Origin of the sequence: Sphingopyxis sp. PET50 (genome assembly GCF_025244705.1) — a bacterium.
In the GTDB taxonomy this organism is placed as follows: Bacteria; Pseudomonadota; Alphaproteobacteria; order Sphingomonadales; family Sphingomonadaceae; genus Sphingopyxis.
In genome coordinates this window covers 1,003,963-1,030,946 of sequence record NZ_CP104207.1, presented here as the reverse complement: position 1 = coordinate 1,030,946, position 26,984 = coordinate 1,003,963, and the positions used below count along the sequence as shown (strand labels likewise).

Genomic DNA, 26,984 nt, shown 5'->3' with positions numbered 1-26,984 from the left:
GTTCCGCCGCCGATGACGCACGGACACGGTACGCCGACGACCTCCCCGTGGGAGGATTTATGAAAACCGCTTTGCTTTTGCTTTCGACCGCCGCGATCGCGCTGACGGCCGCCCCGGCCATGGCACAGGATGCCGACACCGCCGATACGGCCGCGCCTGAGGATAGCGCCGGCACCGACGAAACCTATGGCGAGATACTGGTCACCGCGCAGCGCCGGTCCGAGAGCGTGCAGGACGTGCCGATCGCCATTTCGGCCTTCAACAGCGAGATGGTCGAGGCGAGCGGCAGCACCAACATCACCAGCCTGAACGGACTGGCCCCCAACGTCGTGCTGCAGACGCAGGGCCTGGTCGCCAACGTGCCGATGATCGCGATCCGCGGCATGAGCACCGCCGACCCCGACCCCAATGCCGACCCCAAGGTGAGCACGATCATCGACGGCGTCTATATCCCCTTCGTGTCGAGCACGATGCTCGACCTGTTCGACGTCGAGCGGATCGAGGTGCTGAAAGGCCCGCAGGGCGTGCTGTTCGGCAAGAACAACCTGGCCGGCACGATCAACGTCATCACCGGGCGCCCCGCCGACGATTTCGGCGGCGAAGCGCGTGTGACCCTCGGTTCCTATGGGCTGAAGCAGTTCCGCGGCAAGATCAACACCGGGCGCTTCGCGGGCGACGCGCTTGCCGCCAAGGTCTCGGTCAATTTCCGCGACTATGACGGCTACAGCCGCAACGTGATCACCGGCAATCGCCTGAACGGCGCCAATGTGAAGTCGGTGCGCGGCGCGCTGGAATTCGACAATGGCGGCGCGTTCGATCCGACGCTGGTGCTCGACTGGCTGAAGCAGGACACCACCGGCCCGGCGCCGCATGTGCTCGACAATGGCGATCCGAATTGGGACCTGCTGCCCGACGTCGTGAAGACCGACGTGCGCAAGTCGGCGGTGCTGTTCGACCCGATCGCCAACACCGAAACCTATGGCGGGTCGTGGTCGTCGAACCTCGATGTGGGCTGGGGCACGGTGAGCTCGGTGGTCGGATATCGCCACCTGACCTATCTGACGCGCGGCGATTTCGACGGGCTGATCACGCCCGCGCCGCAACTCGACGTCACCCGCGATTTTTCGGGCGAGTCGAAGAGCGGCGAGCTGCGTTACGTCTCTCCGGCGGGCGAGCCGGTCGATTTCGTCGTCGGCGCCTATTACCAGACCGACCAGTGGCGCCAGTTCAACACCGTGCTCGCGACGCCGACCACGACGACGCTGGCGCAATTGCACCAGGACACCGAAAGCTATGCGCTGTTCGCGCTGGTCAACGCGCATCCCGCCGACGGGCTGACGCTGTCGATCGGCGGCCGTTACAGCCACGACAACAAGAAATACGACATCGCGACGCAGGTGCTGGTCAACGGCGTCCAGACCTCGTCCTTCGCGAGCAGCCTGGAGGCGAGTTGGTCGGAATTCACGCCGCGTCTGACGGTGAATTACGAAATCAACACCGACGTCATGGTCTACGCCAATTATTCGCAGGGCTACAAGGCCGGCGGCTATAATTCGCGCGGCACCATCCCGGAGAATGTCGGGCCGTATAACCCCGAGCGCGTCAATGCGTTCGAGGTCGGCGCCAAGACCGACCTGTTCGACCGGCTGCTGCGCCTGAACGTCGCGGGCTTCGTCAACAATTACCGCGACCTGCAAAGCGCGGTGACCAAGATGGGCGCGGTGCGCGCGGAAAATATCACGACCAATGTCGCGGCGGCCAAAATCTATGGCTTCGAGGTCGAGAGCCTGCTCCGGCCCGCCGACGGCTTCACGATCGGCGCCAACCTCGCCTATCTGCACGCGCGCTACACCGACTTCTGCGCCGACACCAACGGCGTGTTCACGAACGGCGCGCCCGAGCCTGGCCAGTGCGGACCGGCGACGCCCATCCTGATCAACGGCGTACCCAACGGCACCTTCGCGGTGCCGACCGATTCGACCGGGCTCGACCTTGCCAATGCGCCGAAGTGGAGCGGCAGCCTGTCGGCCGACTATGCGATCCCGGTCTCGTTCGGCGAGATCAAGCTGCACGGCGATGCCCGTTATTCGGCGCGCTTCAACACCTGGGGCCGCAGCAACGCCGATGGCTATTATCGCAACGAGGTCGTGCTGCTCAACGCCAGCATCGCGCTCGCGGGCGAGGAAGACCGTTGGAAAGTCACCCTCTATGGTTCGAACCTGACCGACCAGGAGGTCATATCGGGCGCGACCAATGCCGGCGCGACTCCGATCAGCCAATATTATCAGCCGCCGCGCGAATTCGGCGTCGACCTGTCGTTCAAATTCTGACGCCCATCGTCCGCGGCGCCCTTGGGCGGGCGCCGCGGATCGTCTAAACGGATGCCGGGAGAATGAGATGAGCTGGAATGTCGATCGCCGCACCTTCGTCGGCGGCATGGGAGCGATGGCGGCGGCGGGGTTGGCGATGCCGGCGCTGGCGAAGAACGGAAAAAAGCTCAATGTCCTGATGATCGTTACCGATCAGGAGCAGAGTGTTGCCAGCTATCCCGCCGGGCTGCTCGAAAAGCTGCCACATCACCGCGAGTTGATGGAGCGCGGGATGCTGGTCGAAAATTATCACGTTCACACGACCCCCTGCACCCCGTCGCGCTCGACGATCTTTCAGGGGCACCACACCCAGCAGACGGGGCTGTTCCTCAACAGCGACAATGCGCCGAACCCGGTCGCGGCGGAGGATATGCCGACGCTGGGCCATATGATGCAGGCGGCGGGCTATTACACCAGCTACAAGGGCAAGTGGCACCTCAGCCGGATGAATTTCGAGCGCAACTGGAACCGCGTGCCGGGCGGCATCTATCCGAGCACCGAGCGCGCGATGGAGAAATACGGCTTCCACGACTATGGATTCGACGGCGAGGAGCTGGGGCTGACCTGGGACGGCTATCGCGCCGACATGTTCGTCGCGGGCGACGCCGCGCGCAGCATCTTCGACTTCGTGCGACGCGACAAGGCGGGCGGCAAGCCCTGGTTCCTGGTCGTCGGGCTGATCAATCCGCACGACATCATGTTCTATGACGCGACCGGCGAGCAGGCGAAGCATCGCACCCATCCCGACATATTGGGCCCGCTGCGCCGCGAGCCGGGCGACCCGATTTACGAGATCGACAACAAGTTCGACCTGCCCGAAAGCTTCTACAAGGACGACCTCAGCACCAAGCCCGAGGCGCATCGCGGCATCCAGCGGCTCAACGACCTTTTCTATGGCCCGATGCCGCTGACCGATCTCGACAGCTGGCATCGCTTCAACAATTATTATTACAACTGCCTGCGCGACGTCGATCGGCGGCTGGGGCAATTGCTGTGGGCGCTGAAAGAGAGCGGCCAGATCGACAACACGATCATCCTGTACACCAGCGACCATGGTGAGCGCGCCGCGGCGCACGGGCTGCGCCAGAAGGCCGGCACCATGTACCGCGAGGAAACCAATATCCCGATGATCATCGCCCACCCCGACGTGAAGGGCGGTCAGTCGACGAAGGGGCTGATGGGCGCGATCGACATCGCGCCGACGCTGATGACGCTCGCCGGGCTGTCGGCCGACGAAGGGCGGAACCGCTTTCCCAATCTGCCGGGCGTCGATGTATCGGCTTTGCTGTCGTCACCGGCGGCGCCGACCGAGCGCGACAAGCGCGGCCATTTCTTCAACTACGCCGTCGCGCATATGTGGGAGCCCGCCTCGGCCAAGACTGTCGGTCCGCGCCCGCCGGGCGAAAACATCCCCGACTATTCGAAAATCTATGACCTGGAGAAGCGCCGCCTGCATCGCGGGGTGCATGACGGGCGCTGGAAATTCGCGCGCTATTTCGCACCCGCGCACCATCACCAGCCCAAGGACTGGAAGACGCTGAGCGCAAGGAACGATCTCGAGCTTTACGACACGCACGCCGACCCGAAGGAGATCGTCAACCTCGCGAACGATCCGAAGCATCGCAAGGAGGTGATGCGGCTCAACGCGATGGTGAACGCGCTCGCCGATCGCGAAATCGGTGTCGGCCTCGACGACGGCCGCGAATATCCGGGGCCGACCGAGATGTACAACCGGCCGGGCTGACGTCCCCTTGCCGTCAGGCGACGGCGAGTTCGCCGCGCGCCTGGCGGAAGACTTCGAGGCTGCCCCAGATGGCGAGGCCGGCCATGATCGCGGCGACCACGAGGTCGGGCCATCCGCGCCCCGTTCCGAACACGCCGAGCGCGGCGGCGAGCACCGCGAGGTTGCCGATCGCATCGTTGCGCGAGCAGATCCACACCGAGCGCATATTCGCATCGCCCGTGCGCCAGCGGTACAGCATCAGCGCGACGGCGGCGTTGGCGACGAGCGCCGAGACACCGATGATGCCCATGGTTTCGGCATGCGGCGCCGTGCCGCTCATGAAGCCCCAGATCGTCGCGGCGAGGACGCCGAGGCCGAAAGCGAGCATCGTCGCCGCCTTGAACAGCGCGGCGCGGGCGCGCCAGGCGAGCGCCATGCCGGCGACGCCGAGGCTGATCGCATAATTGGCGGCGTCGCCGAGGAAATCGAGCGCGTCGGCCTGAAGCGAGCGCGAGTCCGCCGCGACGCCCGCGACGATCTCGACCGCGAACATGCCCGCGTTGACGATCAGCGCGATCCACAGGACACGGCGCCATTTGGGGTCGTTGAGCGCAGTCGTTCCGCTCTTACCGGCACAGCATTGATCGGACACTTGCCGAATCTCCTTGGGGTTTCGAGTCGACAGCCTATATGCACCCTGTAGCAACTACAGGGTCAAGGCATGAAAATCGGCGAACTCGCACGTACCACCGGCGCCAATATCGAGACGATCCGCTATTACGAGCGCATCGGGCTGCTGCCCGCGCCGCATCGCACCGCGGCCAATTATCGCAGCTATGGCGAGGCGCACCGCTCGCGGCTCGCCTTCGTGCGCCATTCGCGCGACTTGGGGTTCACGATCGAGGAGATTCGGTCGCTGCTCGACCTGTCGGATCATCCCGAGCGCGAATGCTCTGAGGCCGACCGGATCGCGACGGGCCATCTGGAGCAGGTCGAGGCGAAGATCGCGCAACTCGAAGCGTTGCGCGGCGAGCTGTCGCGGATCGTCGGGCGCTGCCGCGGCGGGCTGGCGGGCGACTGCCGGGTGATCGAGGCGCTGGGCGATCATGCGCTGTGCGAAAGCCCGCACGCATGACTGCGCCGCTGGCGACGATCGGCTGGTACATCCTCGCGGCGCTCGGCGAGATCGGGGGCTGTTTCGCTTTCTGGACGGTGCTGCGGCTGGACAAGTCGCCCTGGTGGCTGGCGCCCGGCGCGCTGGCGCTGGCTTTTTTCGCCTTTGCGCTGACGCGGGTCGAGGCCGAAGCGGCGGGACGCGCGTTCGCGGCCTATGGTGGGATTTACATCGTCGCGTCGCTGGTATGGCTGAGGCTGGTCGAAGGCGTGTCGCCCGACCGGTGGGACCTGCTCGGCGGGCTGATCTGCCTTGGCGGCGCAGCGCTGATCCTGTGGGGACCGGGGCGGACATAGACCAAGTTCGTCATTGCGAGCGCAGCGAAGCAATGACGATGTGTGAGAGATCAGAACCAGAGCCGCACCCCCGCAACGAAGCTAGCGCCCCCGACGCCCTCGCCCGCCGCGCGCGCGAAGCGGGCGGTGTCGCCGATCTTGCGGGCATATTCGACGCCGACATAGGGCGCGAATTCGGGAACGATCTCGTAGCGCAGCCGCAGGCCGAGTTCGACATCGGAGAGGCCGCCGCCGATGCCGAGTTCAGGGACGTCCTGCAACGCGGCATTCGCCTCTACCCGCGGCTGCAGGATCAGGCGCTGGGTGATGCGCTGATCGTAGCTGCCCTCGGCGCGCAGGTGAACGTCGCCTTTGGTCGAGACGAAGGCAGTGCCTTCGAGGTGGAACCAATAGGGCGCGACGCCCTCGATCCCGATCGCGGCATAGGTGCGCGACGGGTTCGGCGCGATGTCGTAGCGGATGCCGGCGCTGACGTCCCACCAGGGATCGATCGCCCGCGAATAGCGCGCCTGCACCTCGGCATGGCCGGGCGCGCCGCCCCATTCGCCCTCGCCTTCATATTTGAGCTTGAGCCGGTCGATGTCGCCGCCGAACCAGGCCTCGCCTTCCCAGCGATAAGCGTCCGCGCCGTCGCGGATCTGCACCTCGGCGAGGTCGAGCGTGATCTTCGAGAAAGACATGCCGCCGCTTTCGCGCGTCAGCATTGCCCGGGCGCGTTCCATCGCGGCGCGGTCGTAGACGGCATCGGCGGCGTGGTCGGTCGGCGGCGTGGGTGCGGGGGCGTCGCCGACGGGCGTGTCGGTCGGCATCCGATGACCGGCATGCGGGTCGGCGGTGGGCGCCTCGGGCATGACATGGCCGCTATGGTCCTGCGCGGCTGCGGGCGAAGCGAGCGCCAGCAGCGGGAGGAGAAGGAGGGCGCGCATCACTGATGCCCCCCATGCTCACCGTGGCCGCTGTGACTGGAATCGCCTTCGTGCCGCACGGTGACGACACGGAACATCCCCGTATGCATGTGCATCAGCATATGGCAGTGGAAGGCCCAGTCTCCGAGCGCATCGGCGGTGAGGTCGAAGCTGACCTTGCTGCCCGGAAGCACATTCACCGTGTGCTTCATCGGGTGATGGCCGGGGTTGCCCGTCACCACCTCGAAGAAATGGCCGTGGAGGTGGATCGGATGCGGCATCATCGTGTCGTTGATCAGGTTCACGCGCACGCGCTCGTTGTGCCGGAAGGCGATCGGCTCGGGGTTCTCCGACAGCTTCACGCCGTCGAACGACCACATATAGCGTTCCATGTTGGCGGTCAGATGGACGTCGATCGAGCGCGACGGCGCGCGGTCGTCGGGGCTGGGATCGCGCGACCTGAGATCGCGATAGGTAAGGACGCGGTGCGGCACATCCTCCAGCCCGGTCGGCCGGTCGCCGAGCCGGTCCATCGGCATCGGCGAGACGGTGGCGACGCCGGGACCATAGGCGATGTCCGGCGCGGCCGATTTGTCGCGCATCTTCATCGCGCCATGGTCCATGCCGGCCATGTCATGCCCCATCGCGGCATGATCCATCATGCCCATGTCCTTCATGGTCAGCAGCGGGCGGTCGCGAAGCGCCGGGATCGGCGCCACCATGCCCATCGCGGGGGCGAGCGTCGCCCTCACCTGCCCCGAACGGTCGAGCGCCTCGGCGATGAAGCCATAGGGCCGCGCTTCGGGGGGCATGACGATGACGTCATAGGTTTCGGCGACCGCGATCTGGAACTCGTCGGTCTCGACCGGCTGCACCGCGAGGCCGTCGGCCTGCACCACCGTCATCGGCAGGCCGGGGATGCGGATGTTGAAATTGGTCATCGCCGAGGCGTTGACGATGCGAAGCCGCACCCGCTCGCCGGGTGCGAACAGGCCGGTCCAGTTGCCGTCGCTGTCGTGGCCGTTGACCAGATAGGTGTAGGTGCTGCCGGTGACGTCCGAAATGTCGGTCGGGTCCATGCGCATGCCGCCCCACATGCGGCGGTCGGCGCCCTTCTGGTCCTTGCCCGCAAGCTGGCCCGCGAGCGTCTGTTTCTGCCGGTTGAAATAGCCGCCCTGCTGCTTGAGCTTTTTCAGCAGGACATGCGGATGGAGGAAGCTCCAGTCGGCGAGCACGAGCATATGTTCGCGGTCGTAGGGCGCATAGTCTGCCCCGGCGGGATCAATGACGAGCGCGCCATAGAGGCCCATCGCCTCCTGCATGTTCGAATGGCTGTGGTACCAATAGGTCCCCGCCTGCCGCACCGGAAATTCATAGGTGAAGGTCTCGCGCGGGCGGATGCCGGGGAAGCTGATGCCGGGGACGCCGTCCATCTGGAAGGGCAGCAGCAGGCCGTGCCAGTGGATCGACGTGTCCTCGTCGAGCGTGTTGGTGACGTGGATGCGCGCGGTCTGCCCCTCGCGCAGGCGGATGAGCGGTCCGGGCAGGCTGTCGTTGACGGTGACGGCATGGCCGCTGCGCTTCCCGAGCCGGAAAGGCATGTGCCCGATCGACAGGCGGATATCCTTGCTCGAGAGGGTGCCCGGACCGGCGAGATGGCCGGCATGGCCCGATTGCGCCCAAAGCGGCATGGCAAGCCCGCCGCCGAGCGCGGCGGCGCTGGCCACAAAGCCGCGCCGCGTCAGTTGGTGATGCATGGGTTTCGTCCTGAATCCATGGCCCGAACCATCGGCCGATGGCCGATGCTTTCAAGCGAATAGTGAGAAGTGGCGGATTCAGGCCGCGCGCGGAGGGGGAATGGCGGGCATCGTTCGGCCGCCGTGACGTGAGGCGAGAATGGTCGCCGCGACGAGCTCGGGAGAAGCAGCAGGCTCCGCAACGAGCGCCGACGGCGCCGGGATGGCGGATAGATGGCAGCTATGCTTGCAGTCGTGCGGCGCGTCGCCATCGGGCGTCTGGCGATGCGACGTGTCGGTGGACCGGGCCGCGGCCATTTCGGCGCAATGGTCGCTCGCCGATGCCGCGATCACGGTTTCCGCCATGGCGCAGCCGGTCATGCCCTGAAAGGCGAAGGCGACGGCGAGCATCAGGCCGAGCAGCGAGCGGATCATATGGGGCAAAATAGGCCGATTGATCGAGGCTGCAAGATGGTTTGCTCGAAGATCAAGCTCGAACCGCACTAGTCTCGTCACCCCGGACTTGATCGGCGTTTATATCGTTGAGACAAGTAGCGGTGTGTTCCCCGGCGAAAGCCGGGGTCCAGATGGCCCAGCGCCGCGCCGCGTGGACCCCGGCTTTCGCCGGGGAGCGGTCCCTTGGCTGAAAGGGATAATCGCCGACTTGATCCGGGGTGACGATGATGATGATGAATGCCGGCCCCGCATCTGGAAGCCCCTTCGGCGCCCTAACCCATGCGGCCAATAACGCTTACGCACCGCCTGCTTGTACAGCTTCCCCGTATCATGCCTGGGCAGCGCGGGGTCGAAATCGACCGAGCGCGGGCATTTGATCGGGCTGAGATGCGCGCGGCAGTGCGCGATCAGCCGCGCGGCGAGGTCGGGGCCGGCTGTCGGTCCACTTCTTCGGCTGGACCACCGCCTTCACCTCCTCGCCCATCTCGGCATTGGGCACGCCGATGACCGCGACGTCGGCGACCTCGGGATGCTGGATCAGCAGATTTTCGGCCTCCTGCGGATAGATGTTCACCCCGCCCGAGATGATCATGAAGCTCTTGCGGTCGGTGAGGTAGAGATAGCCGTCCGCATCGACATGGCCGATGTCGCCGAGCGTCGACCAGCCGGGATGGCGCGGGTGGCGCGCGTCGCGGGTCTTTTCGGGGTCATTGAGATACTGGAAATCCCAGCCGCCCTCGAAATAGACGAGGCCGTCGGTGCCGGGCCCGACCTCTTCGCCGTCGCCGCCGCAGATGTGAAGCGTTCCCCAGTCGGCGCGGCCCACCGAACCGGGATGTTCCAGCCATTCTTCGGGCGTGATGAAGGTCGAGCCATTGCCTTCCGACCCGCCATAATATTCATAGACGATCGGGCCGAGCCATTCGATCATCCGGCGCTTGACCTCGACCGGACACGGCGCGGCGGCGTGGACGATCTTTTCGAGCGAGGAGATATCGTAGCGCGCGCGGACATCGTCAGGGAGCGCGAGCAGGCGGATGAACATCGTCGGCACCATCTGCATGAAGGTGACGCGGTGCTTCTCGATCAGGCGCAGCACCTCTTCGGCATCGAACCGCTCCATGATGACGACGGTCGCGCCGAGGCGGTGCGCACACATGCCATAGGCGAGCGGCGCGGTGTGATAGAGGGGAGCGGGCGAAAGGAGCACGCTGTCCGGGCCGACACCGTAACGCGCCGCCATGCGCTCGGCGAGCATGTGCGGGGCATCGGCGGGCTCGCCCGAGAGCGGCAGGCGGATGCCCTTGGGCTAGCCGGTGGTGCCCGAGGAATAGACGAGGTGATAACCCGCCGATTCGTCGGCAATGCGGGTCGCGGACTGCCCGGCGACGGCGGCTTGCCATGACGGCGCGAGGCTTGGCGCCGACGTCGTAGATATGCGCGACGTCGGGAATCAGGTCGGCGCGGCCTTCGAGCAGCGCCGCGGCGGCGGGCACGTCGGCGTGGGTGACGAGCGACTTCGAGCCGCTGTCGTTCAATATATAGGCGGCTTCCTCGGCGGTGAGCTGGCTCGAGATCGGGCAGAGGTAGAGCCCCGCCCGCTGCGCGGCCCAATAGATTTCGAAATATTCGCGCACATTCTTGAGCCAGACCGCCACGGTGTCGCCCGGTCCGATCGCGAGCGCGCGGAAAAGCTGCGCCCCGCGGTTTGCGACGGCCTCGAGTTCAGCGTAGCTTGTCGCCGCGCCGCTCGCCGCCATGACAATCGCCGGGCGATCGGGCGCCGCCTGCGCAAAATGCCGAGGATGCATGGCTCTCCCTTTGCTGTTTTGAGTTATATAACTACGTTTACTTTCTATGTCGATTGACATATTGGCGGAGCAAAGACGACAGACGGCGCCACGGGAAAGGATCGAGTGACATGGAGTTGAAGCCGGGTTCGCGTTGGAAAAGCGCGGTGTGCGATGCGCAGCTGGTGGTGGTGCGGCCGCCCAGCGCCCCCGGCGAGTTGCAGTGCGGCGGGGCCCCCGTGGTGCCGATCGACGATGCGAGCGCGCCGGGCGGCGCGGTGCATCCCGATTTCGCCGAGGGAGTATTGATCGGCAAGCGCTACACCGACGAGGCGAGCGGGATCGAGGTGCTGGGCGCCAAGGCGGGAAAGGGATCGCTGGCGTTCAATGGCGTCGCGATGACGATCAAGGGCGCGAAGCCGCTTCCCGCTTCGGATTGACGCCATGCGCACGCCGCTGCTTCTCGATATCGCTGCCGATGCCTGTTGCGACCGGCAGGCGCTCGGCGGACGCGCCGACGGGGTCGACTTCGACGGCTATCGCGCGCGGGCGACGCGAGTTGCGGCGTGGCTGGCCGGCAAGGGCAAGGCGAATACGGCGTTCCTGGGCATGAACGGCACCGCCCTGCCGCTGCTGCTGTTCGCGAGCGGGATGGCGGGAACGCCCTTCGTGCCGCTCAACTATCGGCTGGCCGATGCCGACCTGAACAAGCTCGTTGCGCGCAGCGCGCCCGCGGTGCTGATCGCCGACGACGATATGCTGGCGCGCATCGCGCCGGTCGAGGGCGTTGAGCTGGTCGCGCGCAGCGATTTCGAGGCGGAGTTCCTGGGCGACGAGACGCCAGAGAAGGTCGAGCTGCCGGAAGCCGATAATGATATCGCAGTGCTGCTGTTCACCAGCGGCACCACGGGCGAGCCGAAGGCGGCGGTGCTGCGCCATGGCAACCTGACCTCCTATGTCATGTCGACGGTCGAGTTCCTTGGCGCGGACGAGGAAGAAGCGGCGCTGGTCAGCGTGCCCAGTTACCATATCGCGGGGATTTCAGCGATTTTGACCGCTGCCTATGGTGGACGGCGGATCGTCTACCTCCCCGCCTTCACCGCCGAGGATTGGGTGGCCACGGCGGCGCACGAGGGCATCACTCATGCGATGGTGGTGCCGACGATGCTGGATCGCATCCTCGACGTGATGGCAGAGACGGGCGAAACGCTGCCGGCGCTGCGCGCGCTGTCCTATGGCGGGGGCAAGATGCCCGAGCCGGTGATCGCCCGCGCGCTGGAAATGCTGCCGCAGGTCGATTTCGTCAACGCCTATGGGCTGACCGAGACGAGTTCGACGATCGCGCTGCTCGGCGCCGAGGATCATCGCATCGCCTTCGCCTCCGACGACCCGCAGGTTCGCCGCCGCATCGCGTCGGTCGGCCAGCCGCTGCCGAGCGTCGAGCTGGAAATCCGACGCGAGGACGGCAGTTGCTGCGCGCCCGGCGAGCAGGGCGAGATCCATGTGCGCGGCGAACAGGTGTCGGGCGAATATCTGCACAAAAAGGCGATCGCCGACGACGGCTGGTTCGCTACCAACGACGCGGGATGGCTCGACGAGGGCGGCTATCTGTTCGTCGAGGGGCGGCTCGACGATGTGATCGTGCGCGGGGGCGAGAATATCTCGCCGGGCGAGATCGAGGATATGCTGCGCACCTTCGACGATATCGCCGATTGCGCGGTGCTGGGCATCCCGTGCGAGAAATGGGGCGAAAAGGTTGTGGCGGTGATCGTGTCGCGGTCGGGCCACCCCGACACGACAGCGATGGCGGCCACGATCCGCACCAAGTTGCGCTCGACCAAGACGCCGGAGCAATGGTTCGTCCGCGACGCGCTCCCCTATAATGAAACCGGAAAGCTGCTGCGCCGCATCCTAAAGGCCGAACTGGCGGAAGAGGTCTGCGCCGGGTAGGACGGCGCGATGACGACGCCCGACCATCTGGATGCCGACCGCCTGTCCGCGCCGGGCGGCGAGCCGGTGCTGGTCGTCGATGCGGCGCGGTGGACGCGGCCCAAGGCGCCGATCCAGGCGGTGGTGATCGGGGTGGATCGCGAGGACGCGCTGCCCGACATAGCCGTCGACGATTTCGACCTGCTACTGACGCTGGCCAAGGACCCGCCGCGACCATGGGTCTCGATGGATGTGCGCGATATCGACGGGCAGGTCGCGCGGCTGGCGGACGCGGCGCGGACCAACCCGCTGGCCGCGACGATCGCCGCGCAGGTGATGCGGACCACCGAAAGCCTGTCCCTCACCGATGCGCTGACCGTCGAGTCCTTCGCCTATTCGACGCTGCTCGGCGGCGGCGAGTTCGCGCGGTGGCGGGCGCAGCCGGAGACCGGCGACGCCGTGCCGACGCCGCCCGACCCGGTACAGGTGCAGCGCGACGACGACCGGTTCGTCTTGACGCTGAACCACCCCGACAATTTCAACGCGATGACGGCGGCGATGCGCGATGCGCTTTACGAGGCGCTGGCGAATGCGCTCGACGATCCGAGTGCGCCGGACGTGCTGCTGCGCGGTGCGGGGCGCTGTTTTTCGACCGGCGGCGACCTGCCCGAATTCGGCACGGCGCGCGACCTCGCCGAAGCCCATGCGGTGCGGACGCTGCACAGCTGCGCGCGCGCACTCGACGCGCTGGGATCGCGGGCGACGGTGCGGCTGCACGGCGCGTGCGTCGGTTCGGGGATCGAGGTGGCAGCGGGGGCGTATCACCGCATTGCTGCGCCCGACGCCTGGTTCCAGCTGCCCGAAGTGGCGATGGGGCTGATTCCCGGCGCGGGCGGGACCGCGACGGTTGCGCGCGCGATCGGGCGGCACCGCACGCTGTGGATGCTGCTGTCGGGCAAACGGATCGGCGCGGCGCAGGCGCTGGACTGGGGGCTGGTGCATCGGATCGAGGGCGGGTCGTGACCGCCTTGCTCGACACCGTCGCGGCGGCAGGCCACCGGCTGATAGCAGCGTCGGGCGGGCGCATCGCCTTCGACGCGCGGCGAGCGCTGTCGCGAGACGACGATCTGGCGCTCGCCGAGCCGGGCGAGTGGTCGCCGAACCGGCATTGCCGGATGGCGCGCTGCCGCGACGGATGGATGGCGGTGTCGCTGGCGCGCGACGAGGATCGCGATCTGGTCCCGGCCTGGACCGGCGCCGGGTTCGACGACGATCCGTGGGACGCGATCGCGAGCGCGGCGGCTGAGCGCGATGCTGCAGCGATGGTCGAGGCGGCGGCGGAGTTGCATATGCCGGTAGCGCGGATCGGCGAGGCGGAGCCGCTGGCGCCATCGGAGTTGCAGCCCTGGACCGCAGGCGACGGAATCGTCGTCGATCTGTCGGCGCTGTGGGCCGGGCCCTATTGCGGCGCGCTGCTCGCCGAGGCGGGTCACGCGGTGGTCAAGGTCGAGAGTAACGGGCGCCCCGATCCAACGCGGCTGCACACGCCGCAGCTCGACGCGCGGCTGAACGGCGGCAAAAAGCTGGTGTCGATGGACCTCGACACCGCCGAATTGCTGGCGGTGATCGGCGCGGCGCGGGTGCTGATCACCTCGGCGCGGCCACATGCGCTGGCGCGGCTGGGGCTCGACGAGGCGGGCCTGTTCGCGATCAATCCCGGCCTGCTGTGGATCGCGATCACCGCGCACGGCTGGACCGGCGACGCTGCGATGCGCGTCGGCTTTGGCGACGATTGCGCGGCGGCGGGCGGGCTGGTGCGGTGGGAGGGCGAAGCGCCGCGCTTCCTCGGCGACGCGCTGGCCGATCCGCTGACGGGTATGACGGCCGCGACGCTGGCGCTCGAAGCACTGGCGGACGGGCGATGCGGCTTGCTCGACGTTTCGCTTGCGCGGACCGCCGCGAGTTTTGCGAAAGCGATGGCGTGAGCGAGCGGTTCGACCTGATCGTCCGCAACGCGCGCGGGGCCGAGGGCGCGGCGCTGGCGGTGGGGGTGCGCGGCGGGCGGATCGCGGCGATGGGCGCGGCGGTCGAGGGACATGGGCCGGAATATGATGCACGCGGGTTGGCGCTGGGCGCGGGGCTGCACGATCATCACCTGCACCTGCTCGCGACGGCGGCGCGGATGGAGTCGGTCGATCTGGCTGGCTGCGGCTCGGTCGATGCGGTGATCGCCAGGCTGCGCGCCGCGGCGGGAGCGCCGGGAAGCTGGGTGCGCGCGATCGGCTATGACGAGCGGGTAGCAGGGCTGCCCGACCGGTCGGTGCTCGACGAATGGCTGCCCGGCCATCCGCTGCGGGTGCAGGACCGGACTGGCGGTTACTGGCTACTCAACAGTGCGGGGGTAGCGAAACTAGGCGAGCCGCCCTTCTCCGATTGCGTGGAACTGAGCACCGACAGGCAGCCGAACGGGCGCATCTGGCGCGGCGATGCCTGGTTGCGCGAGCGGATCGGCGGAGCGCCGCCGTCGCTGGCGGCACTGGGTGCGACGCTGGCGCGCTGGGGCGTCACCGGTGTGACCGACGCCGGGGCTTCCAACGGCGCGGCGGAAGCAAAGCTGCTGTCGGGCGCGATGCCGCAGCGGCTGGTGCTGATGGGGACCGAGGATTTGCCAGCGGGCGACGGCTATGCGCTCGGGCCGGTGAAGCTGTTGCTCGACGAGAATGACCTGCCGCCGGTCGAAGCCGTTGCCGCGCGGATCGCGGCGGCGCGGGCCTTGGAACGCAATGTCGCGGCGCATTGCGTGACGCTGGGCGAACTGGTGTTCTTTCTGGAGGCGCTTGTGGCGGCGGGCGGCGCCAGGCCCGGCGACCGAATCGAGCATGGCGGGATGATCGCCGAAAGCCTGATCGGCGATATCGCGGCGGCGGGGCTGACGGTGGTGACGCAGCCCAACTTCATCCACGACCGGGGGGATCGGTATCGGGCGCAGATGGAGGCGGACGAGCTGGGCGACCTGTATCGGCTCGGGTCGCTGCTGCGCGGCGGGGTGCGGATGCTCGGGGGGTCGGATGCGCCTTATGGGGATGCGAACCCGTGGGTGGCCTTGCGCGCGGCGACCGACAGGCGGACGCGTGCGGGCGATGCGATCGGGGCAAGCGAGGCGGTCGGGCGGGCGGACGCTTTGGCCCTGTATCAGGCGCCGCTTGCGATCGGGGATCCGGCTGACCTCATTCTGTACGACTGGCCGGAGGATGCGGGAGCCCTCGGAACGGTGGCGCTGACGCTGATCGACGGCGAGATTGTCTGGCAGCGATAAACGTCGCGATTCCCGCGAAAGCAGGAATCGAGCATTTTACCTTCTTCGTGCCTTTGTGCTTTTGTGCGAGACAGAAAAATCTCGCACAAAGGCACGAAGAAAAGACAAAGAAAAAGCCGGATTCCCACCTTCGCGGAAAGGGCGGAAAGGGGTGGGATCAGTCGCGCACCAGCAGCATCGCCCCCGCCAGCGGCCCGCCCGAGGTCGAGGTGGCGCACACCTGCGGATCGCCCTTCACCTGACGCGCGCCCGCCCTGCCCCAGAGCTGGGTGCAGGCCTCATGCACCGCGCCATAGGCGTGGAGGCGTCCGCCCGACATCGCGCCGCCGCCGGTGTTGACCGGCAGCTCGCCGTCGAGGGCGATGCGCTTTCCTCCCTCAATGAAGTCCTTTGCGCCATAACGCTCGCAGAAGCCGAAATTTTCGAGCCAGTTGATCGTGTGGAAGCTGAAGCCGTCGTAGAGCTGCGCGATATCGACGTCGGCGGGCTTGAGGTCGGTGCGGCTCCACATCATCTCGGCGACCTTCGGCTGTGCCTGGGTGTCGAGCGCGTCGAGCTGGGTCCAGCTGTTGCGGTAGCGCATCGACGAGCCGATCGCCTCGATACGGATCGGCGGGTTCCGCAAGGTGCGCGCGACGTCCATCCGCGACACGACGATCGCGGCGGCGCCGTCGATCGGCACGTCGCAGTCGTAGAGGCGCAGCGGGGTCGCGATGATCGGCGACGCGAGATAATCGTCGATGCTCATCGGGGTCTTGTAGATCGCCTTGGGGTTGAGTGCGGCGTTACGGCGCTGGTTGACCGCGATCTGGCCCACCTGCTCCGGGCGGATGCCGCTCTTGTGGACATAGAGGTTGAAGAAGAGCGCCTGCTGGAGCGCCGCGGCATAGGTGTAATAGGGCGCGTACCAGGAAAAGGGCCCCGCCTGCCGCTGGCCTTCGCGGAGCAGCGAATTGGCGTAAGCCGTCTTGCGCGCGGTCGCCTCGTACATGGTGCGGAAGATCAGGATATTGCGGCAGAGGCCCGCCGCGATCGCGCCGATGGCGTTGAAAACCGCGCCATATTGGCCGGGCGCCTCGCCGCCGCCGCCGTACCAGCCGACCTCGAGCCGCAGCGCATCCTGCAGCGCCGCGCAGCCGACCGGCGAGAAGCCCGATCCGTCTGCTTTCTCGCCGGGCCAGGTCGCGATGCCGTCGATGTCGGCGCGGGTCAGCCCCGCGTCGGCGATCGCTTCGAGCGCGGCATCGAGAGTCAGCGCCAGTGCGGATTGGGTGGCGCCGCGCGATACGTCGGACATGCCGACGCCGGTGATCGCGGTGTCCTTCTCGGCGAAGAGCGTCATGCGGTCACCGGGCGGAACAGCGGGATCCACAGATCCTCGACGGGTTCGAAGACGACCTCGACCTCCATGTTGAAATCGACCGCGTCGGGCGCGCAGTCGACGATGTTGCAGGGGATGCGCACATCGTCCTGCTCCTCGATGGCGACGAGCGCGAGCACATAAGGATCGGCGAGATCGGGCACCCACGCCTTGTGGTTGATCGTAAAGGTCACCACCCTGCCGCGCCCCGACACCGCCTGGGGCGCGACGTCGCGACTCTCGCAGCGCGGGCAGAAGGGCACCGGCGGATGGACGAAATATTCGCAATCGGCACAGCGATGGATCGCGAGCTTCCCCTCGCCTCCCCATGTCCAATAGGCCTGATTGTCGCGGTCGATGACGGGCAAGGTTCGGGCGGCCATATTTCTCTCCCACTTATTTAACCAGGTCATAATCCAAGAGTTGACACATCGTCAATTTTTGCGATGATGAGCCCAACAACAAATCATTCGAGAGGAGAGTCGCCATGCAGATGGACGACATGATCATCATCAGCGTCGACGACCATGCGATCGAGCCGCCCGAGGCGTTCATCCGCCATTATCCCGAGGGCAAAAAGGATCGCGCGCCGCGCATCGTCAACGACAATGGCAAGGATATCTGGCTGTGGAACGGCCAGCGTTTCCCGACCATCGGCCTCAACGCCGTCGTCGGCCGCCCGCGCAGCGAATATGGCATGGAACCGAGCGCGTTCGACCAGCTGCGCCCCGGCACCTTCGATCCGAAGCTGCGCGTCGACGACATGAACGCGAACGGCGTGCTCGCCTCGCTGAATTTTCCCACCATGCCGCAGTTCGCGGGCGGGACCTTCGTCGCCATGGCCCAGAAGGACCCCGACGAGGCTCTGCTCGCCTGCCGCGCATGGAACGACTGGCACGTCCAGGAATGGTGCGCGAGCGCGCCGGGCCGGTTCATCCCGATGTGCCTGATCCCGATGTGGAACATGGAGGACACGCTCGCCGAGTTGAAGCGGATGAGCGAGCTTGGCGTCCACGCCGTGAGCTTCTCCGACAATCCCGCGAACATCGGCCTGCCGAGCATCCACAATGAATATTGGGAGCCCTTCTGGGCCGCCTGCTCGGATTACAGGATGGTGATCAACTGCCATATTGGCACCGGCGCGCGGGCGATGCACCCGTCGAGCGAAAGCCCGATCGACGCCTGGATCACCGCGATGCCGATCTCGATCGCCAATTCGGCAGCCGACTGGACCTTCGCCAGCTTCTGGCAGCGCTACCCCGACCTGCGCATGGCGCTTTCCGAGGGCGGCATCGGCTGGATTCCCTATTTCCTCGAGCGCGCCGACTTCACGCACGAGCATCACCACGAATGGACCTACACCGACTTCCACGGCGAGCGGCCGTCGGACCTGTTCAAGCGGCACATCATCTGCTGTTTCATCGACGACCAGTTCGGGGTGAAGAACCTCGAATATATGAACACCGACATGGTCGCCTATGAATGCGACTATCCGCATTCGGACACGGTGTGGCCCAATGTGCCCGAATATCTGTGGGCGTCGGTCAACGGGCTGAGCAAGGGGACGATCGACAAGATCACCCACCTCAACGTGATGCGCGAATACAGCTTCGACGCCTTCGCGCTCAACGGTGGGCGGGAGAATTGCACGGTCGGGCATCTGCGCGAACTGGGCAAGGACGTGGATGTCAGCCCGCGGCATAACCTCGGCGGGCTCAAGACCGACAGCATGGACGCGATCGGCAAGGCGAGGCGTCCAGTGACGTCGGGCGATATCGAGCGCATGTTCGCTTCGGCCTGACCGATGACAAGCCTAGTCGATCGCTGCCCGGTCGCGCGGGCGGGCGCCGATGCCCCGCCGGTGCCCGCGCACGTGCCGCCCGAGCTGGTGCTCGATACCCGCTTCGCCGCGGGCATCGTGCCCAACGATCTGGTGGAGCCCTATACGCCGATGGACGTGGTGCGCGAGGAGGCCTTTCCGCGCATCCATTATTATCCCTGGCCGATCAGCGGCAACCAGCACGGCGCGTGGGTCGTCACGCGGTACGAGGATATCCGGCGCGTCTATGAGGACAACGACATCTTCTCGTCCGACACGGTGGCGCAGTTCCAGGCGCTGGCGGGCGAGACCTTCCCTTCGATCCCGCTCGGCATCGACCCGCCCGAGCATGGCAAGTACCGCAAGTTCCTGAACCCCTGGTTCACCCCCGTCGCGATGAACGACCGCGAGCCGCGCATCCGCGAGATCATCGGCGGGATGATCGACCAGTTCGCCGACAAGGGCGAGGTCGATATCGCCTATGATTTCGGACGCGTGTTCCCGGTGCGCGTCTTCCTCGACCTGATGGGTTTCCCCTTCACCATGTTCGAGCAGTTCCTCGACTGGGAATGGGCCATCCTGCACGACGACCGGATCGAGAAGAAGGCCGAGGCTGTGCGCGGCGTGCTCGCCTATCTGCGCGGCTTCATCGCCGAGAAACAGGCCAATCCCGACGAGACGCTGGGCAGCTATATCGCCAACGGGTCGATCGACGGCCAGCCGCTGACCGACGACGAGCTGATCGGGATCACCTGGTTCCTGTGGCTCGGCGGGCTCGACACGGTCGCTTCGACCGTCAGCCAGATGTTCCGCCGCCTCGCGATGCACCCCGATCTTCAGAAACAGCTTCGCGAGGACAAGTCGCTGATCAATTCGGCGGTCGAGGAATTCCTGCGCACCCAGCCGCTCGTCAATTCGGGGCGCAAGGTGAAGCGCGATTTCGAATGGCACGGGGTGCAGATCAAGGCGGGCGACTGGGTCAGCTGCTTCAACACCTCGGGCAATTTCGATCCGCAGCAGTTCGAATGCCCGCACCGCTTCGATCCGGCGCGCAGGAACAACCGCCATTTCACGCTGGCGGGCGGGGTGCACATCTGCCTCGGCGCGCATCTGGCGCGGCGCGAGTTGCGCGTGCTGCTCGACCTGTGGTTCGACCGGATTCCGCACGAATTCCGGGTGAAGGAGGGCGCCGACACGACCGTTGTGCCGAGCCTGCTGTCGATCCGCAACCTGCCGATCGTCTGGGACGCCAAATAAGGACAAGACCATGGCATTTCTGAAATATGCCGACGCCATCTATGTGGGCGGCGAATGGGAGAAGACCGACCAGCGCGAGGCGGTGATCAACCCCGCCGACGAAAGCCTTCTCATCGAGGCGCCGGTCGGCAGCGCGGCGCAGGTCGACGCGGCGATCGGCGCGGCGCGTACCGCCTTCGACAAGGGCGACTGGCCGCACCTGCCGGTTGCGGAGCGGCAGGCGGTGCTGACGCGTTTTCTGAACGCGCTTGACGCGCGCAAGGGCGCGATCGTCGACATGATCGTCGCCGAGGCGGGGGCGACGCGGATGCTCGCCGAATATCTGCAATATGGCATTCCGATGAAGCATGCGCGGCGGACGGTCGAGGTCGCGTCGCGTCCCGCCGTCACCCCGCTGCCGGTCGAGCTGACCCCCAATGCGCAGGGGCGCACGACGCTGGGCACCGGGGTGGTGAGCCGCGAGCCGGTCGGCGTGGTCGCCGCGATCTCGCCCTATAATTTCCCCTTCTTCCTCAATATCGGCAAGGTGATCCCCGCGCTCGCGGTCGGCTGCACGGTGGTGCTCAAGCCCTCGCCCTATACGCCGATGGAGGCGCTGATCCTGGGCGAGGTCGCCGACGAGGTCGGGCTGCCCAAGGGCGTGCTGAGCATCGTCACCGGCGATATCGAGACGGGCAAATTGCTGACCACCGACCCGCGCGTCGACCTGGTCCACTTCACCGGATCGGACAAGGTGGGCGCGATGATCCAGGCGCAGGCGGCGCCGACGCTGAAGCGCATCGTGATGGAGCTCGGCGGCAAGTCGGCGCTGATCGTGCGCGCCGACGCCGATATCGCGAAGGCCGCGGCGGCGGGCATCATGGGCTTCACGACGCACGGGGGCCAGGGCTGTGCGCTGACCACGCGCCATCTCGTCCACAACAGCATCCGCCCGCAGTTCGTCGCGGCGATGAAGGCGATGCTCGGGCATCTGAAGATCGGCAATCCGGCCGACCCTACGGTCAATTACGGCCCGCTGATCCGCGAAGTCGCCCGGAAACGCACCGAGGATTATGTCGCGATCGCACAGGACGAGGGTGCGACGCTCGTCGCGGGCGGCAAGCGGCCCGAGGGCTTCGACAAGGGCTTTTTCTATGAGCCCACGCTGTTCGACAATGTGAAGAACGACAGCCGCCTCGCGCAGGAGGAGGTGTTCGGGCCGATCGGCGCGGTGATCGGCTTCGACGACGATGCCGAGGCCGTCGCCCTCGCCAATGCCAGCGATTTCGGCCTGTCGGGCGCGATCTATTCGGCCGACGCGGGCGAGGCCTATCGCATGGCGCTGAAGATCCGCACCGGCGGGGTGTCGATCAACGGCGGCGCGGGGACGATGCAGTCCGACGCGCCCTTCGGCGGCATCAAGCGCTCGGGTTACGGCCGGGAATATGGCGAGGATGGCCTCAACGAATTCACCTATCAAAAGGTGATCGGCTTCCACGCCGAATAGGGAGAGACGGCGATGACAAAGGTCATGGAGGGCATCCGCGTCCTCGAGGTTGCGCAATTCACTTTCGTTCCGGCCGCCGGGGGCGTGATGACCGACTGGGGCGCCGACGTGATCAAGATCGAGCATCCGGTGCGCGGCGACGCGCAGCGCGGCATCCAGATGCTCCAGCGGCTGGCCGTCAACCCGCAGCGCTCGTCGCTGATGCAGCATCCCAATCGCGGCAAGCGCAGCGTCGGCATCGACATTTCGACCGAGGAAGGGCGCGAACTGCTCTACGAGATCGCGAAGACCGCCGATGTCTTCCTGACCAATTACCTGCCCTCGGCGCGGCAGAAATTGAAGATCGATATCGAGCATATCCGCGCCGCCAACCCCGACATCATTTACGTGCGCGGCAGCGCCTTCGGCGACAAGGGGCCCGAGCGCGACAAGGGCGGGTTCGACAGCACCGCCTATTGGGCACGCGGCGGATCGGCGGTGCTGGTGACGCCGAAGGAACTCGACGGCCCGCTGACGCAGCCTGGGCCGGCCTATGGCGACACGATCGGGGGCATGAACATCGCGGGCGGGATCGCCGCGGCGCTGTTCCACCGCGAGCGCACCGGCGAGGCGACCGAGGTCGATGTGTCCTTGCTGTCGTCGGGCATCTGGGCGACCGCCTGTTCGGTCGACGTCGCGATGGAGTTGGGCAAGGACCCGTTCGAGAATCTGATGCCCGGCGGCGGGCAGTCGGTCGGCACCAATCCCTTCATGGGGGTGTTCAAGACATCCGACGGCAAGTTCATCAACCTGACCGTGCTGTCGCCGGGACCCTATATCGAGGATGTATTCGGCCATCTTGGCATCCCCGAGGCGGCCAAGGACGAACGCTTCGCGACCGCCGAGGCGATCATGGCGAATGCGGCCGAGGCCTATCCGCTGGTCAGGGCAGCGATCGCGGCAAAGCCTTTCGATTACTGGACCCAGCATCTCAAGACGATGAAGGGGCAATGGGCGGCCTATCAGTCGGTGCACGATGTCGCGAGCGACGAGCAGGTGCTGGCGAACGATTTGATCTTCGAGGTCGAGAGCGCCGACGGCGGGCCGCCGATCCGGCTCGTCGCGAACCCGGTGCAGTTCAACCATGCGGGGGTCGAGAACACGCGCGCGCCGGAGGCGTCGGAGCATACCGAATTGTTCCTGATGGAACTCGGGCTCGAATGGGACCGCATCGAGGACCTGAAGAACAGGAAGGCGATCGCCTGAAGGCGGAGCGCGCAATGTCCCCTCCCCTTCGCGTCGGCATCATCAGCGCGGCCTGGGGCGCAAAGGCGCACCTGCCCGCGTGGCGCAGCCTCGACGGGGTTAAGGTGACGGCGATCTGCACCTCGCGCCCCGAGACGGCGGCGAAGGCGGCGGAGGAGTATCGCGTCGCGCGCGCCTTTCACGATTTCCGCGCCATGGCCGCCGATCCCGAGATCGACATCGTCGATTGCGGGACGCGCCCACCGCTCCGCCATGCGATGGTGATGGCGGCGCTGGGCGCGGGTAAGCATGTCTATAACGGCATTCCCTTCGCGAAGGACCTGCGCGACGCGCGCGACATGGCCGGCGCATGGCGCAAGGCCGGGACGGTCGCGGTGGTCGACGCCTTCATGCAGGCGGTGCCCGCGATGGCGCAGATGAAGGCGATGATCGACGCCGGCTGGATCGGCGAGGTCTTCGGCGCCGATGTCGCGTTCGAGGTGCCGCTGTTCAGCGCGGCGCGGACCAATGTTCCCGGCTATGTCTGGTTCGCCGACCCCGCGAACGGCGCGAGCGCGGGGCGCAACCTCGGTAGCCATATGCTGCATTTGCTGGTGCATGTCTTCGGGCCGGTGGCGTCGGTGACGGCGGATCAGTCGCTGGCGCTGAAGGAATGGCCGCTCGACGGCGAGATCATCCGGCCCGCGGTGCCCGACCGCGCGTCGCTGCTGCTGCGCCATGCCTCGGGACTGCCGACGCGGCTGGAGGCCAACTGGTGCAAGATCGGCGGCGAGGGTTTCCGCTTTTCGGTCTGGGGGTCGAAGGGGCGGCTCGAGGCGCGGGCGCCGGTCTTCCCGATGGCGCATGACACGCGGCTGTCCGGGACGCAGGACCCGGCGCTGGGGAGTGCGCGGATGGAAGAAATTGCGGTGGAGGCGGAGTATCTGGCGGTGCCGGGATGCCATGCCGTCGCCGACCGGCCCGAGACGGGGTTGCTGGCGCTGGCGTCGATCTTTGCGAAGATGCGCGATGCCATCAACGGCAAAGGGTCGGCGGCGCCCGATTTCGCGCAGGCGCTGCATGTGCAGGAAGTAGTCGAGGCGGCGGCGCGGGCTTTGGATGAAAGATGCTGGGTGGATCTTTGACTCCCCTCCCGCAGGCGGGAGGGGGATTCAATCCCGCCTGATCAGCATCGACCCCGCGATGAAGCCGCCGCCCATGCCGCAGGCGGCGACCCTGGCGTCGGCGACCTGGCGTCCTCCGCCCTGCCCCCACAATTGCGTGCACGCCTCGTGCAGCAGGCCGAAGCCGTGGAGCCGCCCACCCGACAATTGTCCGCCGCCGGTGTTCACGGGGAAGCGCCCGCCGGGGCCGATATTCCCTTCCGCGATGAAATCCTTTGCCTCGCCATGGCCGCAGAAGCCGAAGGCTTCGAGCCAATAGGGCACGAAAATGCTGAACCCGTCATAGAGCGCGAGCACATCGACGTCGGCGGGCTTGAGATCGGTGCGCGTCCACAAGTCGGCGCAGGCGTCGTGCGCGCCCATCGTCGTGAGGTCGGCGCGCTGGTCCCATGTTTCCTGCGAGCCGAGCGCGGCACCCATCGCCTCGATCGTCAGCGGGGCCTGCGCGCAATCCTTCGCGGCATCGGCGGCCGAGACGATCACGACGCAGGCGCCGTCGATCGGCACGTCGCAGTCGAACAGGCCGAGCGGCGACGAGATCATCCGCGCGCCGAGATAATCCTCCATCGTCAGCGGCGTGCGCATCACCGCCGCGGGATTGTGCTGCGCGAAGGCGCGCTGGCCGGTCGCGACGAGCCCGAGATGCTCACGCGTCATGCCATATTCGTGGAAATAGCGCGTCGCCATCCAGCCCGCCCAGTTCGACGCCGACATGGCGTTGGCGGGGACGAGATAGGAGTACCAGCCGCCGAGCCGCGCGCGGCCGGCGCCGGGGATGCTCGCGCGCCGCGTCGCGGTCTGCGACGAGCTTTCGGTGAGCGCGCGGAAGCAGAGGACATGGCGCGCCTGCCCGGTCGCGACCGCCATGGCCGCGACCTGGATGGGCGCCATCTGCGACGGGCCGTCGGGGACCGCGCTGTGCCAGCGCGTCTTGAGCCCGAGCGCATTGCGCACCTCGCCGGTGCCGAGCGGCGACATGCCGGGCGAATTGTCGGCCTTGCCCGGATAGGTCGAGATGCCGTCGATATCGTCCTTGGTCAGCCCGGCGCTGTCGAGCGCGCGGCGCGCGGCCTCCGCCAGGTGGAGGATCGCGGGGCGGTTCGTCTTGCGGCCGATGTCGGACATGCCGACGCCGGTGATGGCGGCATTCAGGGTCATTGCGCGGGCTCCCACCGCGGGAACCAGACATCGTCGATGTTGAGGAAGCCGACCTTCATCGTCTGTCCGATCGCCACGCTGTCCGGATCGGCGTTGACCACTTCGGCGGTGACGCGGACGCCGGGGGCGCCGTCGAGGTCGACCACCGCGAGGGCGAAGGGCACGGGCATGTCGGGCATCCAGGGCTGGTGGTTGACGGTGCAGGTGTAGACGGTGCCCGTGCCGGGGACCGCTTTGAACTCGACGGCTTCGGACCAGCATTTGGGACAGACGAGCTGGGGCGGGTGGATCGCGTGGGCGCAGTCGGTGCAGAAGGCGATCATCAGCCTGCCCTCGGCGCCGCCGGTCCAGAAGACGGTGTTTTCGGGGGTGAGTTCGGGGAGCGGTCTCATGCTTCTCTTTCGGTCGGATGTTGGCGCGGCAGCGCGAAAGCGGTCAGCACCGCGGCGAAACACAGCGCGGCGATGACGGCGACGGTGAGGTCGTAGGCGAAGGGCGACGGGTAGACCTCGTCGCCGCGGCGGACGATGTCGGCGGCGAGCAAGGTCGTCACCATCTGCGCGCCGATGCCCATGAAAAGCTGGCGGATGACGGTGAGCAGACCCGAAATCTCGCTGATCCGCTCGGGCGGCGAGGCCTGCGCGATGATCGTCGGCGCGACCGAGAAGAGCATCGTGGTGCCGAAGCTGATGACGACGAGCTGCGCGACAATTTTCGCGAAGCTGTCGACGTCGATGACGAACCACAGCAGCCAGCCGAGCGATGGTGACGACGCCGCCCGCGATCAACGCGAAGCGCCCGCCGCCGCGCGCCGCGAGCCAGCCGCCGAGCGGCCCGGCGAAGACCGAGCTGACGTTCGACGGCAGCTTGGCGAGCCCCGCGAGCGTCGCGGTGAAGCCGAGCCCGGCGAGGGTCCAGACCGGCGCCTGCATCAGCAGCGAGAAGAAGACGGTGATCTGGAGCGTGCTCATCGCGACAAGCGCGCTCACCAGACAGCCGATCGCGATGGTGCGGTTCGAGAAGCTGCGCACCGCGATCAGCGGATTAGGATGCGCGAGGCTGGCGCGCCACCACCAGAGGGTGAGAAGCAGCCCGGCGCCGAGCGCCGCGAGCGGCAGCGGCGCGGCCCAGCCCCAGTCCTTGCCCATCGAGAAATAGACGAGGATGAGCGCGACGCCGGGCGCGAAGGCGAGGCCCGAGAGCCAGTCGACGGGCTCGCGCGCCGACTGGCGCGGCGAGCGCGGCAGCAGCGCGAAGATCGCGAGCGCCGAGACGGCGCACAGCGCGGCGCTGGCGAAGAAGACGCCGTGCCAGCTGAAATTGTCGACGATCATGCCGCCGACGACGAGCCCCGCCGCGGTGCCGATCGACGCGCCCGAGATCATCAGCCCGATCGCCATCGGCGCGCGATCCCGGCCGGCTGTTCTCGTGCACGAGGCCGATGCAGAGCGGCAGGATCGCGCCGGTGACCCCCTGCATCAGGCGCCCGGCGAGCAGCACCGGGAAATTGGTCGACAGCGCGCTGATCAGCGAGCCGGCGGCGCCGATCAGGAGCACCGCGACGAGCACCTGCCGCCGCCCGAACAGGTCGCCGAGGCGGCCGACGACGGCGGCGATCGCGGCGCCGACGATCAGGTAGCCGGTGATCAGCCAGCCGACCATCGCGGGGTTGCCGAAATCCTCGATCAACTTCTTGAGCGCGGCGAGGATCATCGCGGTCTCGAACGAGCCGGTGACCTCGGCGATCCAGAGGGCGCCGATGATGAGCGGGAGGTTGCGGCGGGCGGTCATCTGCGCCGCTC

At 66.9% G+C, this 26,984-nt stretch carries 23 protein-coding genes and 2 pseudogenes; 14 read left to right on the top strand and 11 right to left on the bottom strand.

Annotation, left to right across the window (positions count from 1 at the left end; all coding sequences use genetic code 11):
* Positions 1 to 59: 59 nt before the first annotated feature.
* Both N0A20_RS05315 and N0A20_RS05310 read left to right on the top strand, forming a co-directional pair.
* Complete coding sequence (locus tag N0A20_RS05315; protein ID WP_260582934.1) at positions 60 to 2,330, top strand: TonB-dependent receptor; 2,271 nt, start codon at positions 60 to 62, stop codon at positions 2,328 to 2,330.
* 67 nt (positions 2,331 to 2,397) lie between these two features.
* Positions 2,398 to 4,113 (top strand): sulfatase-like hydrolase/transferase, encoded by a 1,716-nt coding sequence (locus N0A20_RS05310; protein ID WP_260582933.1) that lies wholly within the window; start codon positions 2,398 to 2,400, stop codon positions 4,111 to 4,113.
* A 13-nt stretch (positions 4,114 to 4,126) separates the two neighbouring features.
* Here the strand turns inward: N0A20_RS05310 and N0A20_RS05305 are convergent, their stop codons facing one another.
* Positions 4,127 to 4,744, bottom strand: coding sequence for a cation transporter (locus tag N0A20_RS05305; protein ID WP_260582932.1), 618 nt, complete (start codon positions 4,742 to 4,744; stop codon positions 4,127 to 4,129).
* Positions 4,745 to 4,813: 69 nt separating this feature from the next.
* Here N0A20_RS05305 and N0A20_RS05300 point away from each other — a divergent pair, with 69 nt between their 5' ends.
* Positions 4,814 to 5,227, top strand: coding sequence for a helix-turn-helix domain-containing protein (locus N0A20_RS05300; RefSeq protein WP_260582931.1), 414 nt, complete (start codon positions 4,814 to 4,816; stop codon positions 5,225 to 5,227).
* Positions 5,224 to 5,562, top strand: coding sequence for a YnfA family protein (locus tag N0A20_RS05295; protein WP_260582930.1), 339 nt, complete (start codon positions 5,224 to 5,226; stop codon positions 5,560 to 5,562). The genes N0A20_RS05300 and N0A20_RS05295 overlap by 4 nt, the downstream gene beginning before the upstream one ends.
* Positions 5,563 to 5,612: 50 nt before the next feature.
* Here N0A20_RS05295 and N0A20_RS05290 read toward each other — a convergent pair whose 3' ends face one another.
* The 5 genes and pseudogenes from N0A20_RS05290 to N0A20_RS20015 all read right to left on the bottom strand — a co-directional run.
* Entirely contained in the window at positions 5,613 to 6,488 is an 876-nt protein-coding gene (locus N0A20_RS05290; protein ID WP_260582929.1) for a copper resistance protein B, read from the bottom strand.
* Positions 6,488 to 8,224 carry a copper resistance system multicopper oxidase gene (locus tag N0A20_RS05285; RefSeq protein ID WP_260582928.1) on the bottom strand — a complete coding sequence of 579 codons (1,737 nt, stop codon included), beginning with the start codon at positions 8,222 to 8,224 and terminating at the stop codon, positions 6,488 to 6,490. Before N0A20_RS05285 ends, N0A20_RS05290 begins: the two co-directional genes overlap by 1 nt.
* Positions 8,225 to 8,302: 78 nt before the next feature.
* Positions 8,303 to 8,647, bottom strand: a complete 345-nt coding sequence (locus tag N0A20_RS05280; protein ID WP_260582927.1) for a hypothetical protein — start codon at positions 8,645 to 8,647, stop codon at positions 8,303 to 8,305.
* A gap of 340 nt (positions 8,648 to 8,987) precedes the next feature.
* The gene (locus N0A20_RS20020; RefSeq protein WP_312846602.1) at positions 8,988 to 9,917 is read right to left on the bottom strand and encodes an AMP-binding protein; all 930 of its coding nucleotides are present in this window, start codon (positions 9,915 to 9,917) and stop codon (positions 8,988 to 8,990) included.
* Between the two features lie 223 nt (positions 9,918 to 10,140).
* Positions 10,141 to 10,419: pseudogene (locus N0A20_RS20015) on the bottom strand (AMP-binding protein); the annotation flags it as partial.
* 161 nt (positions 10,420 to 10,580) lie between these two features.
* Here N0A20_RS20015 and N0A20_RS05270 point away from each other — a divergent pair.
* Genes N0A20_RS05270 through N0A20_RS05250 form a run of 5 tightly spaced genes read left to right on the top strand, consistent with a single transcriptional unit; the run spans position 10,581 to position 15,694 of the window.
* Positions 10,581 to 10,889, top strand: coding sequence for a hypothetical protein (locus N0A20_RS05270; RefSeq protein WP_260582926.1), 309 nt, complete (start codon positions 10,581 to 10,583; stop codon positions 10,887 to 10,889).
* A 4-nt stretch (positions 10,890 to 10,893) separates the two neighbouring features.
* Positions 10,894 to 12,399 carry a class I adenylate-forming enzyme family protein gene (locus tag N0A20_RS05265; RefSeq protein ID WP_260582925.1) on the top strand — a complete coding sequence of 502 codons (1,506 nt, stop codon included), beginning with the start codon at positions 10,894 to 10,896 and terminating at the stop codon, positions 12,397 to 12,399.
* A gap of 9 nt (positions 12,400 to 12,408) precedes the next feature.
* Positions 12,409 to 13,401 (top strand): enoyl-CoA hydratase/isomerase family protein, encoded by a 993-nt coding sequence (locus tag N0A20_RS05260; RefSeq protein WP_260582924.1) that lies wholly within the window; start codon positions 12,409 to 12,411, stop codon positions 13,399 to 13,401.
* Positions 13,398 to 14,363 carry a CoA transferase gene (locus tag N0A20_RS05255; protein ID WP_260582923.1) on the top strand — a complete coding sequence of 322 codons (966 nt, stop codon included), beginning with the start codon at positions 13,398 to 13,400 and terminating at the stop codon, positions 14,361 to 14,363. Before N0A20_RS05260 ends, N0A20_RS05255 begins: the two co-directional genes overlap by 4 nt.
* On the top strand, positions 14,360 to 15,694 hold the full coding sequence (locus tag N0A20_RS05250) for an amidohydrolase family protein (RefSeq protein ID WP_260582922.1): 1,335 nt from the start codon (positions 14,360 to 14,362) through the stop codon (positions 15,692 to 15,694). The genes N0A20_RS05255 and N0A20_RS05250 overlap by 4 nt, the downstream gene beginning before the upstream one ends.
* Positions 15,695 to 15,851: 157 nt before the next feature.
* Here N0A20_RS05250 and N0A20_RS05245 read toward each other — a convergent pair whose 3' ends face one another.
* Together N0A20_RS05245 and N0A20_RS05240 are read right to left on the bottom strand one after the other, a co-directional pair.
* Complete coding sequence (locus N0A20_RS05245; protein WP_260582921.1) at positions 15,852 to 17,036, bottom strand: thiolase family protein; 1,185 nt, start codon at positions 17,034 to 17,036, stop codon at positions 15,852 to 15,854.
* On the bottom strand, positions 17,033 to 17,437 hold the full coding sequence (locus N0A20_RS05240; protein WP_260582920.1) for a Zn-ribbon domain-containing OB-fold protein: 405 nt from the start codon (positions 17,435 to 17,437) through the stop codon (positions 17,033 to 17,035). Before N0A20_RS05240 ends, N0A20_RS05245 begins: the two co-directional genes overlap by 4 nt.
* Positions 17,438 to 17,541: 104 nt before the next feature.
* On the opposite strand from N0A20_RS05240, the gene N0A20_RS05235 reads away from it, so the two are divergent.
* The 5 genes from N0A20_RS05235 to N0A20_RS05215 are packed head-to-tail and all read left to right on the top strand — an operon-like array spanning position 17,542 to position 23,985.
* The gene (locus N0A20_RS05235; protein ID WP_260582919.1) at positions 17,542 to 18,855 is read left to right on the top strand and encodes an amidohydrolase family protein; all 1,314 of its coding nucleotides are present in this window, start codon (positions 17,542 to 17,544) and stop codon (positions 18,853 to 18,855) included.
* Between the two features lie 3 nt (positions 18,856 to 18,858).
* On the top strand, positions 18,859 to 20,130 hold the full coding sequence (locus N0A20_RS05230) for a cytochrome P450 (RefSeq protein WP_260582918.1): 1,272 nt from the start codon (positions 18,859 to 18,861) through the stop codon (positions 20,128 to 20,130).
* A 10-nt stretch (positions 20,131 to 20,140) separates the two neighbouring features.
* Positions 20,141 to 21,616 carry an aldehyde dehydrogenase family protein gene (locus N0A20_RS05225; protein WP_260582917.1) on the top strand — a complete coding sequence of 492 codons (1,476 nt, stop codon included), beginning with the start codon at positions 20,141 to 20,143 and terminating at the stop codon, positions 21,614 to 21,616.
* 12 nt (positions 21,617 to 21,628) lie between these two features.
* Complete coding sequence (locus N0A20_RS05220) at positions 21,629 to 22,861, top strand: CaiB/BaiF CoA-transferase family protein (protein ID WP_260582916.1); 1,233 nt, start codon at positions 21,629 to 21,631, stop codon at positions 22,859 to 22,861.
* A 14-nt stretch (positions 22,862 to 22,875) separates the two neighbouring features.
* Positions 22,876 to 23,985 carry a Gfo/Idh/MocA family protein gene (locus N0A20_RS05215; protein WP_260582915.1) on the top strand — a complete coding sequence of 370 codons (1,110 nt, stop codon included), beginning with the start codon at positions 22,876 to 22,878 and terminating at the stop codon, positions 23,983 to 23,985.
* Positions 23,986 to 24,012: 27 nt separating this feature from the next.
* On the opposite strand, the gene N0A20_RS05210 is transcribed toward N0A20_RS05215, so the two are convergent.
* The 3 genes and pseudogenes from N0A20_RS05210 to N0A20_RS05200 form a co-directional block, all read right to left on the bottom strand.
* On the bottom strand, positions 24,013 to 25,182 hold the full coding sequence (locus N0A20_RS05210) for a thiolase family protein (RefSeq protein WP_260582914.1): 1,170 nt from the start codon (positions 25,180 to 25,182) through the stop codon (positions 24,013 to 24,015).
* On the bottom strand, positions 25,179 to 26,567 hold the full coding sequence (locus N0A20_RS05205; protein WP_260582913.1) for an MFS transporter: 1,389 nt from the start codon (positions 26,565 to 26,567) through the stop codon (positions 25,179 to 25,181). The genes N0A20_RS05210 and N0A20_RS05205 overlap by 4 nt, the downstream gene beginning before the upstream one ends.
* 94 nt (positions 26,568 to 26,661) lie before the next feature.
* Positions 26,662 to 26,895: pseudogene (locus N0A20_RS05200) on the bottom strand (MFS transporter); the annotation flags it as partial.
* Between the last annotated feature and the right edge of the window lie 89 nt (positions 26,896 to 26,984).

What these genes read in the sequence shown, in the direction of transcription:
- N0A20_RS05225 (WP_260582917.1), top strand. Translation starts at nt 20,141, where the DNA reads ATGGCATTTCTGAAATATGCCGACGCCATCTATGTGGGCGGCGAATGG.
- N0A20_RS05215 (WP_260582915.1), top strand. Translation starts at nt 22,876, where the DNA reads ATGTCCCCTCCCCTTCGCGTCGGCATCATCAGCGCGGCCTGGGGCGCA.
- N0A20_RS05240 (WP_260582920.1), bottom strand. Translation starts at nt 17,437, where the DNA reads ATGGCCGCCCGAACCTTGCCCGTCATCGACCGCGACAATCAGGCCTAT.
- N0A20_RS05290 (WP_260582929.1), bottom strand. Translation starts at nt 6,488, where the DNA reads ATGCGCGCCCTCCTTCTCCTCCCGCTGCTGGCGCTCGCTTCGCCCGCA.
- N0A20_RS05295 (WP_260582930.1), top strand. Translation starts at nt 5,224, where the DNA reads ATGACTGCGCCGCTGGCGACGATCGGCTGGTACATCCTCGCGGCGCTC.
- N0A20_RS05285 (WP_260582928.1), bottom strand. Translation starts at nt 8,224, where the DNA reads ATGCATCACCAACTGACGCGGCGCGGCTTTGTGGCCAGCGCCGCCGCG.
- N0A20_RS05265 (WP_260582925.1), top strand. Translation starts at nt 10,894, where the DNA reads ATGCGCACGCCGCTGCTTCTCGATATCGCTGCCGATGCCTGTTGCGAC.
- N0A20_RS05270 (WP_260582926.1), top strand. Translation starts at nt 10,581, where the DNA reads ATGGAGTTGAAGCCGGGTTCGCGTTGGAAAAGCGCGGTGTGCGATGCG.
- N0A20_RS05235 (WP_260582919.1), top strand. Translation starts at nt 17,542, where the DNA reads ATGCAGATGGACGACATGATCATCATCAGCGTCGACGACCATGCGATC.
- N0A20_RS05300 (WP_260582931.1), top strand. Translation starts at nt 4,814, where the DNA reads ATGAAAATCGGCGAACTCGCACGTACCACCGGCGCCAATATCGAGACG.
- N0A20_RS05230 (WP_260582918.1), top strand. Translation starts at nt 18,859, where the DNA reads ATGACAAGCCTAGTCGATCGCTGCCCGGTCGCGCGGGCGGGCGCCGAT.
- N0A20_RS05245 (WP_260582921.1), bottom strand. Translation starts at nt 17,036, where the DNA reads ATGACGCTCTTCGCCGAGAAGGACACCGCGATCACCGGCGTCGGCATG.
- N0A20_RS05205 (WP_260582913.1), bottom strand. Translation starts at nt 26,567, where the DNA reads ATGATCTCGGGCGCGTCGATCGGCACCGCGGCGGGGCTCGTCGTCGGC.
- N0A20_RS20020 (WP_312846602.1), bottom strand. Translation starts at nt 9,917, where the DNA reads ATGCTCGCCGAGCGCATGGCGGCGCGTTACGGTGTCGGCCCGGACAGC.
- N0A20_RS05210 (WP_260582914.1), bottom strand. Translation starts at nt 25,182, where the DNA reads ATGACCCTGAATGCCGCCATCACCGGCGTCGGCATGTCCGACATCGGC.
- N0A20_RS05260 (WP_260582924.1), top strand. Translation starts at nt 12,409, where the DNA reads ATGACGACGCCCGACCATCTGGATGCCGACCGCCTGTCCGCGCCGGGC.
- N0A20_RS05220 (WP_260582916.1), top strand. Translation starts at nt 21,629, where the DNA reads ATGACAAAGGTCATGGAGGGCATCCGCGTCCTCGAGGTTGCGCAATTC.
- N0A20_RS05315 (WP_260582934.1), top strand. Translation starts at nt 60, where the DNA reads ATGAAAACCGCTTTGCTTTTGCTTTCGACCGCCGCGATCGCGCTGACG.
- N0A20_RS05310 (WP_260582933.1), top strand. Translation starts at nt 2,398, where the DNA reads ATGAGCTGGAATGTCGATCGCCGCACCTTCGTCGGCGGCATGGGAGCG.